Consider the following 9,855-nt stretch of genomic DNA (forward strand, 5'->3'; position numbering starts at 1 on the left):
GAGCTGTTCCAACCGATTGGGGAACAGGGGAGCGCCGCCCTATGCGGCAGCGTTTTCAAGGTTGAGTACACCGATTGCGGCCAGCGGCTCATCTATCTGCGGCTATACAGCGGAACGCTGCGCCTGCGGGATACGGTGGCCCTGGCCGGGAGAGAAAAGCTGAAAATCACAGAGATGCGTATTCCATCCAAAGGGGAAATTGTTCGGACAGACACCGCTTATCAGGGTGAAATTGTTATCCTTCCCAGCGACAGCGTGAGGTTAAACGATGTATTGGGGGACCCAACCCGGCTCCCTCGTAAAAGGTGGCGCGAGGACCCCCTCCCCATGCTGCGGACGACGATTGCGCCGAAAACGGCAACGCAAAGAGAACGGCTGCTGGACGCTCTTACGCAAATTGCGGATACTGACCCGCTTTTGCGCTACGAGGTGGATTCCATCACCCATGAGATCATTCTTTCTTTTATGGGCCGGGTGCAGTTGGAGGTTGTTTCCGCTTTGCTGGCGGAAAAGTACAAGATTGAAACAGCGGTGAAGGAACCCACCGTCATTTATATGGAGCGGCCGCTCAAAGCAGCCAGCCACACCATCCATATCGAGGTGCCGCCCAACCCGTTTTGGGCATCCATCGGACTGTCTGTTACGCCGCTCCCGCTTGGCTCCGGTGTACAATACGAGAGCCGGGTTTCCCTGGGATACTTGAACCAGAGTTTTCAAAACGCTGTCAGGGATGGTATCCGTTACGGGCTGGAGCAGGGCTTGTATGGCTGGAACGTAACGGACTGTAAGATTTGCTTTGAATACGGGCTTTATTACAGTCCGGTCAGCACGCCGGCGGACTTCCGCTCATTGGCCCCGATTGTATTGGAACAGGCATTGAAGGAATCAGGGACGCAGCTGCTGGAACCTTATCTCTCCTTCACCCTCTATGCGCCCCAGGAATACCTTTCCAGGGCTTATCACGATGCGCCGAAATACTGTGCCACCATCGAAACGGCCCAGGTAAAAAAGGATGAAGTTGTCTTTACTGGCGAGATTCCTGCCCGCTGCATACAGGCATACCGTACTGATCTGGCCTCTTACACCAACGGGCGGAGCGTATGCCTGACGGAACTGAAAGGGTATCAGGCCACTGTCGGCGAGCCGGTCATCCAGCCCCGCCGTCCAAACAGCCGCCTGGACAAGGTGCGCCATATGTTTCAGAAGGTAATGTAAAGATACATAATCGTCAAGACGGCAACAATCAGAAGTTATGGAGGGTAACCGTCGTCGTCTCTTTTTTGGTTCTGAATCAGGCGAGCTCTTCGTCGAATGCCCTTGCGTACTGCGTGAAGAGGCGGTCGAAGAAGTAGGTCACGCCGAAGGTTGCATAGATGCGGTGCATTGCGGAACCTTCCTCGGCACCGTGGCCGATGGTCAGCACCTCATTGAAGGCGCTGTGGAGATCGGGGTCTTCCGAGGCAGTGATGATGGCCTTGTCGGCACGGCTCTGCTTGATGCGGGCAATCTGGCGCCTTGCAAAGCCGTTCGAGGTCGTGACGACGAGCAGAAGGTCTGTCGGCATCATTGCGGTCACGAAGTTGATTTCAGGGGAGGACTCGGAGATGAGACGCACGACCCTGCCTTCTGCAAGCATGGCCTGCTGGAACTCGCGCAGCGAGAGCATCGAGGCGTCCGTCGCGAAGATGACAGTGTGCTTCGACTCATGGAGCGAGGTCACGAGGCGCAGGAGCTTGCCTTCCTCAGCAAGCCTGTCTACCTCCGTATATATGCGGTCAAGGTCGCGATGGAGGTCGCGTCCCTCGTCGCGCTCTGCCTTTGCATAGACAAGGTAATGGCGGCGCAGCTCGTCGGTCTCTTCTTCTGTCAGAGACTGCGGCAGCATCTGGATCTTGAATCCGATCTCGCTCATGGGAACCTCCCAGGATATGGCAGGAACGAAGCAGCCGCCCCGTGAGGCGGCTGCCATTCAGTCTAATATGCGCCTGCTGTGAGGATGCTGCTCTTTCGGCTGGGCGTCTAAGCCTTCTTCTGAGCGGAGGGTGCATCTGCAAGAAGAAGGACGCTTGCGAAGGGCGGCAGGTCTGCCGTTATCTTTCCGGTCTCAGGATCGAAGGCGACCTTTGCCGTATCGTCCGGGGTCGTTCCGCCGAAGCGCTCCCAGTCGGAGTCGAGGATGACCGTTGCGGTCTTGGCATCAGGCAGGGGCACGACATAGTCCTTCTGCTCGGCACCGCTGAAGTTCATGAGGGCACAGACGCGCTCGCCTTCCTTGCTCCTGCGCTCGATGGCATAGCAGACCCTCGTCGTCGAGGCCACGTCGAGCCACTGGAAGCCTTTCTGCTCGTAGTCTTCCTCCCAGAAGGCAGGGTGCTCGAGATAGAGGTGGTTCAAGGCTGCGCAGTAGTGGTAGAACCCGTCGTGGATGGGGTAGGAGCGCAGGAACCAGTCCTGCTCGCGCTTCTCGTCCCATTCGCGCAGCTGGGCAATCTCGGATCCCATGAAGTTCAGCTTCTTGCCAGGGTGGATCATCATGTAGAGGTAGAGCGAGCGGGCCTGCGGGAACTTCTTGTCGTAGTCGCCCCACATCTTCTGGGCAACCGTCGCCTTGCCATGGACATTCTCGTCGTGGGAGAGCGGCAGCAGATATCTCTCGTTGTAGTAGTACATCATCGAGAAGCTCAGCTTGTGGTAGTTGCCGGCGCGGAAGTAGGGGTCGGTCTGGAAGAAGCTCAGCGTGTCATGCATCCAGCCCATGTCCCACTTGTAGTCGAAGTCGAGGCCGCCCTCGGATGCGGGCTTTGTCGTGCCGGTAAAGTTCGTCGAGTCCTCAGCCACAAGGAAGCTGCCCTTGTTGAGGTTCTTGACGCCGACATTCATCTTGCGGACGAAGGCGACAGCGTCGTTGTTGACGCCTCTTGCCTCGTCTCCCTGCCAGTAGATGATGCGGGAGATGGCATCCATGCGCAGGCCATCGAAGTGGTAGCAGCCAAGCCAGAAGTTCGCAGAGGACTGCATGAAGCTCCTCGACTCGCCGCGGGAATACATGAAGTTGTGCGATCCCCACTCGGAGACGCCGACCGCGTCATTCGGATACTCGAAGAGCGGCGTGCCGTCGTAATCGGCTAGGCCATACGGGTCCGTTGCGAAGTGCACAGGCACGATATCGAGGATGCAGCCGATGCCTGCCTGGTGCAGGGCATCGACGAGCTCCATGAGCTGCTGCGGCGTGCCGTAACGGGAAGTCGGGCTGAAGAAGCCGGTCGGCTGGTAGCCCCAGGAGCCGTCGAAGGGATACTCGTTCAGGGGCATGAACTCGACGTAGTTGAAGCCGGACTCCGTGAGGTACTTCACGAGGGGCTCTGCGATCTCGTCGTAGCGGTACCAGTCCTTCGGATCGTCTGTCGGCTCGTCTCCCGACTTCTTCCTCCAGGAGCCCATGTGCATCTCGTAGATGTTCATGGGGCCGTCCACGCGGTTTGTGCGCTTCTGCATCCAGTCCTGGTCATGCCAGGTATAGGAGAGGTCCCAGACGATGGAGCGGTGGGCAGGTCTCAGCTCCATCTCGTAGCCATACGGGTCGGCATGGTTCACGGTCCTGCCGCCGTGCGTGATTGCGTACTCGTAGGGGGTGCCTGCCTTGGCACCTTTCACGAAGACCTCCCAGAAGTTGCCGTCCTCGATCTTGTTCATCGGGAAACGCTTGCCGTCGAGCACGAGGTCTATCGACTCTGCGGCAGGCGCAAACGTGCGGAACGTCACGCCTCCCAGGACGAGATGTGCACCCAGATATTCATGTGCGAAGTACTCGTTGCCTACATAGAAGTCATAGGTCTTCATCTGCCAGCTCCTTCGGGCACCGCCTATAGGGCCGATACATCTGTATCGGGAAATGTTCTGTACAGGTAAAGAATAGGACATCTGTCGGGAAAGTGCGAAGCCTCCTCGGCTTCCGGTGTGCCTATGCCGCAGGCGGGGCATGGTAACGGTTCTGCTGTGGTGCGTCTTGGAAGCCATGTTTGTGGAAAGGACATCTGGCCATATGGGCTACAGTTAGGTGCATATGAGAGGCAGGCTCTTGCCTGCACGCAGAAAGGAAGATCCATGGAGTTCGATTACACCACGCTCCCCGAGCGTGCCGGATATGATGCGATAGCGGTCGATGCGCTCGGCAAGCCGGGAGCACCGGGCGCTCCGAAGGAGGGCTTCGATGCTATCCCGATGTGGGTGGCAGACATGAATTTCCTTGCTCCCTCCTGCATCACCGATGCTATGGCTGAGCGCCTGAAGCATCCGACCTTCGGCTACTTCGAGCCGAGGGATGAGTACTTCGATGCAATCATCCGCTGGCAGAAGGACAGAAACGGCGTCCAGGGCCTCACGAAGGAGGATATCGGCTACGAGAACGGCGTCCTCGGCGGCGTGGTCTCTGCGCTCGAAGCCTTCAGCTCGCCAGGCGATGCCATCCTCGTCCACAACCCGACCTATATCGGCTTCACGGGCTCGATCGAGCATGCAGGCAGGAGGATTGTCCATTCTGCGCTTAAGCGCGACGCTGACGGCGTCTGGCGCATGGATCTCGAGGACATGGCACAGAAGATCGAGGAGAACAAGATCCACCTCGTCGTCTTCTGCAACCCGCACAACCCCTGCGGCCGTGTCTGGACCCGCGAAGAGCTCGAGACGGCAAATGCGGTCTATGCGGCACATGACTGCGTCGTGATTTCGGATGAGATCTGGAGCGACCTCATCCTTCCCGGACATAAGCACATCCCGTACCAGTCCATAAACGACGATGCAAAGATGCGCACGATTGCCTTCTATGCGCCGAGCAAGACGTTCAGCCTCGCTGGCCTTGTGGGCTCCTACCACATCGTCTATAGCCGCTATCTCAGGGACCGTCTCGTTGCCGCAAGCACGCGCACACACTACAACGCAATGAATGTGCTCTCGATGTATGCCGCCATCGGCGCCTTCTCGAAGGAAGGCGAGGCCTGGCTTGACGGGCTCCTGCCGGTCCTCGATACGAACGTCGATGTCGCCGTGAAGCATCTCTCGGCCCACAAGGGTGTGGACTTCTTCCGCCCCGAGGGCACCTACATGCTCTTCCTCGACTGCGCTGGCTGGTGCCAGGAGCACAAGGTCTCGATCGACGAGCTCCAGCGTGCCGGCTGGGATGTGGGCGTCGCCTGGCAGGATGGGCGTCCCTTCCAGGCAGGAGATACGATCCGCATGAATCTCGCACTGCCGACGGCACGTGTCGAGGAAGCGTTCTCACGCCTCGACCGCTACGTCTTCACAGACTAGGAAGCACACGAAAGGGGACCTTATGGAAAGCCTCGGCTTCATCGGCATGGGCAACATGGCGCAGGCGCTAGCCCAGGGCTTCATCTCGTCAGGCGCTCTGGCAGGCGAGCATGTCTTTGCCTATGCACCGCACCAGGACAAGCTCAAAAAGACCGCCGAGCGTATCGGCTTTCAGCCGGTCGCCTCGCTTGCAGATCTTGCCGCTGCCGCAGATACGCTCGTTATGGCATGCAAGCCGTACCAAATCGAGGGTGTCGTGGCAGAGCTCGGCGATGCGCTTTCCGGCAAGGCGCTCGTCTCGATCGCTGCGGGCTGGGATTTCGCACACTACGAGAAGGTGCTTCCTCCTGACGTCCGCTTCCAGTTCGTGATGCCCAACACCCCTGCCATGGTGAGGGAAGGGGTGCTCCTCTTCGAGGAGAAGACGAGCCTCGAGCCTGCCGAGCGCAAGGCCCTTATGGACCTCTTCGCGACGGTCGGCGTCGTAGAGGAGGTGCCGAGCGCGCTCATGGCGGCAGCGGGCACGGTCACAGGCTGCGGACCGGCATTCGTCGACCTCATGATCGAGGCCTATGCCGATGCGGCCGTGAAGTACGGCGTGCCGCGTGAGCAGGCCTATGCGCTTGTCGCGCAGATGGTGAAAGGCTCCGCTGCTCTTGCCCTAGAGACGAAGGAGCAGCCGGGCGTGCTCAAGGATGCGGTCTGCTCGCCGGGCGGCACCACGATCAGAGGCGTCTGCTCGCTTGAGGAGGACGGCTTCCGTGCGGCCTGCATCCACTCGATCGATGCGATTCTTGAGTAGCCAGATCCGGAACATGCAAGAGATGGCAGAAGCGGCACAGGGAATGGCTCCCTGTGCCGCTTCCTTATGCATACAGATGGTTCTGTCACGAAACAGAGGGAAGTGCCCCTTCAGTCCAGATATTGTCCGGCTCGAGATTGCGCCTTCTGGCATAGAGGATGAGTGCCAGGCAGGCAACGGCGAATATGATGCCGCAGAGGGGCGAGGCCTCGATACCGAAGATGGGATCATAGGCAAAGCCGGCCTGAGGCGTCGTTCCGGAGGCAAGGCCGAAGAGCGCGAACGGGGACGTGTAGCCCGAGTTCGGAAGGCCGAAGAGCACGGCCTGCGTGAAGTTCCAGGCCGTATGGCAGCCGAATGCTGTCCAAGGGCTTCTGAGCTTCGCGACAAGCAGGCAGAAGAAGGCGCCGACGAGGAAGATGTTGAGGCAGGACACGAAGCTTGCGCCTCGGTTCGTGAGGTGGAGAAGGGCGAAGAGGGCAGAGCTCGAGACGATGGAAAAGGTGGTGCTCCCGCAGGTCCTGAGTGTCCGTTCGAAGAGGTAGCAGCGGATGGCAAACTCTTCTGCCGATGACTGTATGAAGACGCAGGCAAAAACAAGGACGAGGCCCAGGACATTCACGCCGATGAAGGAGAGCTGGATCGATTCCGAAAGGGCCGCAGCAAGGATGCAGATGCCATTGAGCGCGAAGCCAAGGCCGAGACCCAAGGCAAGGCCTCTCAGGGTGTTTCCGCCATAGCCTGGCCTCAGAACCTTGAGAATCGGGTGCGAGGTCTTCGAGACTGCCAGATAGAGGAGGAAGGCCCCCCAGATACCCAGATGGGGAAGGTAGCGGCCTGCGGTATAGATGATGCTTGCCCAGGAGATGCTGTAGCCTGCTCCTGGCGCCGGAAGGCCGAGCACGGTGGGATCTCCTGCCTTGAGGGCATCCCACATGAGGCTCATGTTGTCGCCTGATACGAGCCCATAGAGGGCGCCTGCGATGGCAGAGACAAGTATTGAGCCGATGAGGCTTCCTGCGAGGATGAGTGCAAGGGCCCAGAGATAGCTGCCGGCAAGGCCGAGGATGTCCCGGGCGGAGATGTTCCTGTCCATGGAAGGCTGCTCCCCAGTTCCTAGAAGTGAAGCGAGAACGCGCCAAAGGTGCTGGGGCCGATTGCCGGCAGCGCAGAGAAGACGGCTGCATCGAAGCCGGAGACAGCAAAGCCGACAAGGGCAAGGATGGTGCCTGCAGCGCAGATGATGCCGCCGATCGTGAGGAGCAGGCGGAAGGTATCGGGATGGCGGCGCCACCAGAGCGTGGACGTCTTCTCTTCGATCACAGCTTCGGGATTCACGACGCGCATGAAGAAATGGGCGACCCAGCGGACAAAGCGTGCCTGCAGGTGGTAGAGGATGCTCGTGAGCTGGATGGCAAGAGGGATGAGCATGACAGAAGCACCGCCGACGGCGACCATGACGCCACCCTCGGCAAGGCCCGCCGCAAGATACCCCTGCGTGCAGCCCCAGATGAGAGCAATGATGCCGGAGATGCCGGAGAGCATGGCAGCTCCGTCAGCAAGCCAGACGCAGCCGATGGCAGACCAGAGAGCAAGAAAGATGCTCACGGCGACAAGCGCTGCCGCAAAGACGAGCGGCACCCAGACGATTGCACCGACGACCAGAAGGACAATCACGAGTATCGTGCGCTCCTTGTTCTGGCGGAGGCCGAGCAGGCTCTTCTGGAAGGGTGGCAGGCTCTCGACCACAGCGTCTGCTGCCTCTTCGGCATTGCCGAGGTCTGCAACTGCTTCTTCCTCATCCATGCCGGCTTCGGTGCGGTCTTCGAAGGCTTCCCGCCAGAAGGCGCAGGCCCGCTCTGTCTCGGCCTTGCTGACGCCTCTCTTCTCGAGTGCGTGCCTCAGCTCTTCGCTCCATTCTTCGTAGGTCATTTTCCCGCTCCCTCTCTCACGTAGGACAGGATCTCTTCGATGCTGCCTTCGTCTTCGACGAAGGCATTGAGTGTCGCTCTGCCCTTGTCGGTGATCGTGTAGTATTTCCTGAGCCTGCCGGCATGCTCGCGGCTGTATTCCTCGAGCTGCCCCTGCGTTCTCAGACGCTTCAGGATCGGGTAGAGCGTCGATTCGGACAGCCCGAGCGATGCCGGTACATCCTTGATGATCTGGTAGCCGTAGGAGTCCTCCCGGGCAAGTGCGGCAAGGACGCAGATATCGAGAAAGCCACGCTTCAGCTGCGCTTCCATGGCTCTCCTCCTCTCGTCTCGAATACTATGCAACACATAGTATCATGGCAAGAAGAATACTATGCGTCACATAGTATTGAGTCAAGCGCTTCTCCGGACTTTCTTGCGAAAGCGGCGGGCGAGCAATCTCTTGCAGGGTTCGAGCAACTGTTCGAGATGCAGCGCAGTGCATTGCCGAATGCTTCCTGGGATGGCTGCTGTCGCCAGGCACCTCGGGGAGGGGAATGGGCACACGCTGCTTCAGGCGGCCTAAAGCATGTTCTGCCCTGCAGGCGCCCTGCGTATCTGCCAGAATAGGGAAGCAGCATCTGCCAATGTCTCTGTCCAGCTGTTCCGCGCGAACCTGTCGATTGGATAGCCTGTGTTCTGGTCAGTTGTCTCCCTGGTCCTTCTGGGGCTCCTCATACGCTTCATCTTCTGGCTTGTGAAGTCGTTCTTCGCCTGGCTTGGCCGTGGCAAGCCGGTCCAGCGCGCTATCGACAACCGCGCTGTCTCGCCTGAGGTAGCAGATGCGGTCGACCAGCTCATCCTCTACCGTGCCGCCCGCCATATCGGCAAGGAGATGAAAAAGCCGCTCAAGCTATCGCGCGACCAGGTGCGCCAGATTCAGCGTGCCGAGGCAGTCGTGAGAAGCGACTACGTGGACCATATGCGCATCACCTGGTACCACGTCGTGATCATCTTCCTGCTCTGCTCGTTTCTGGGCCTTGCCCTCGAAGAGTTCTGGATGTTCGTCTCTGTCGGCCTTACGCAGGGTCGCTACGGCCTTGTCTGGGGTCCGTTCTCGCCGCTCTATGGGTTCGGAGCTCTGTTCCTTACGGCTGCCGGCATGTTCATGCGCAGGAAGCACGCCAAGTGGTGGCAGATCTTCCTGGCGTCGATGATCGTAGGAGGCCTCTTGGAGCAGATAACCGGCTGGAGCATGGAGACCTTCATGGGTGCCGTTTCTTGGGACTACATTGCAGGCGGGGTGCCGGGAGCCATTACGAAATGGGTGGCGGTGCCCTTCCTCTTCTTCTGGGGATTCCTGGGCCTTGCCTGGACCGAGATTGTTATGCCCTGGCTCCTCTACACGATTGGCGAGCCGACGACGCAGCGCCAGGTCACGTTCGTAGCGCTTCTGGCGGTCTATCTCGTGGCCGATATCGGGATGACGCTTGCGTGCTTCAACAGGAGAGCGGCACGCGACGCAGGGATACCTCCCCAGAACGCCTTCCAGGAATGGGTCGACGAACACTACTCGAACGAGTTCATGTCGAACAGATTCGAGAATATGGTCATCGAAGACGGCACGAGCACAACCTCATAGAAAGACGGAAAACGCCCCGAAAGGGGCGCTTGCCTTGACAGGGGGGGAGAAAAGGGGATGGGTGAGATCAGCCGAAGACGAGGCAGAGCGCGCAGAGGATAGCGATCGATGAGAGACAGCCAAGCACGGTCGCGCAGTCGGCTTCCAGGATCAGGCGCATGCCATAGCCCAAGCCTTCAAGGCTCGATTTCATT

General features: G+C 59.3%; 8 protein-coding genes and 1 pseudogene. 4 read left to right on the plus strand and 5 right to left on the minus strand.

The window, feature by feature from the left end; genetic code table 11:
- A pseudogene (locus ABVS03_RS11075) lies at positions 1-1,215 on the plus strand (tetracycline resistance ribosomal protection protein); the annotation flags it as partial.
- A 76-nt stretch (positions 1,216-1,291) separates the two neighbouring features.
- Here the strand turns inward: ABVS03_RS11075 and ABVS03_RS11080 are convergent.
- Together ABVS03_RS11080 and glgB are read right to left on the minus strand one after the other, a co-directional pair.
- Positions 1,292-1,912 (minus strand): hypothetical protein, encoded by a 621-nt coding sequence (locus ABVS03_RS11080; RefSeq protein ID WP_368019154.1) that lies wholly within the window; start codon positions 1,910-1,912, stop codon positions 1,292-1,294.
- Positions 1,913-2,019: 107 nt separating this feature from the next.
- Complete coding sequence (gene glgB / locus ABVS03_RS11085) at positions 2,020-3,840, minus strand: 1,4-alpha-glucan branching protein GlgB (RefSeq protein ID WP_368019155.1); 1,821 nt, start codon at positions 3,838-3,840, stop codon at positions 2,020-2,022.
- A 264-nt stretch (positions 3,841-4,104) separates the two neighbouring features.
- On the opposite strand from glgB, the gene ABVS03_RS11090 reads away from it, so the two are divergent.
- Entirely contained in the window at positions 4,105-5,307 is a 1,203-nt protein-coding gene (locus tag ABVS03_RS11090; protein ID WP_368019156.1) for a MalY/PatB family protein, read from the plus strand.
- Between the two features lie 22 nt (positions 5,308-5,329).
- Positions 5,330-6,109: a pyrroline-5-carboxylate reductase gene (gene proC, locus ABVS03_RS11095; protein WP_368019157.1), complete on the plus strand. Its 780-nt coding sequence runs from the start codon at positions 5,330-5,332 to the stop codon at positions 6,107-6,109.
- A gap of 85 nt (positions 6,110-6,194) precedes the next feature.
- Here proC and ABVS03_RS11100 read toward each other — a convergent pair whose 3' ends face one another.
- From ABVS03_RS11100 to ABVS03_RS11110, 3 genes are read right to left on the minus strand one after another with little or no spacing between them, the layout of a single operon-like run.
- Entirely contained in the window at positions 6,195-7,205 is a 1,011-nt protein-coding gene (locus ABVS03_RS11100; protein ID WP_368019158.1) for a lysostaphin resistance A-like protein, read from the minus strand.
- A gap of 20 nt (positions 7,206-7,225) precedes the next feature.
- Positions 7,226-8,041 (minus strand): DUF1700 domain-containing protein, encoded by an 816-nt coding sequence (locus ABVS03_RS11105; RefSeq protein WP_368019159.1) that lies wholly within the window; start codon positions 8,039-8,041, stop codon positions 7,226-7,228.
- Positions 8,038-8,352 (minus strand): PadR family transcriptional regulator, encoded by a 315-nt coding sequence (locus ABVS03_RS11110; RefSeq protein WP_368019160.1) that lies wholly within the window; start codon positions 8,350-8,352, stop codon positions 8,038-8,040. The genes ABVS03_RS11105 and ABVS03_RS11110 overlap by 4 nt, the downstream gene beginning before the upstream one ends.
- A 361-nt stretch (positions 8,353-8,713) precedes the next feature.
- On the opposite strand from ABVS03_RS11110, the gene ABVS03_RS11115 reads away from it, so the two are divergent.
- Positions 8,714-9,661: a putative ABC transporter permease gene (locus ABVS03_RS11115; protein WP_330973004.1), complete on the plus strand. Its 948-nt coding sequence runs from the start codon at positions 8,714-8,716 to the stop codon at positions 9,659-9,661.
- Positions 9,662-9,855: the final 194 nt, after the last annotated feature.

The sequence above is a fragment of the Olsenella sp. AGMB03486 genome (genome assembly GCF_040884255.1).
Classification (GTDB): Bacteria; Actinomycetota; Coriobacteriia; order Coriobacteriales; family Atopobiaceae; genus Olsenella_L; species Olsenella_L kribbiana.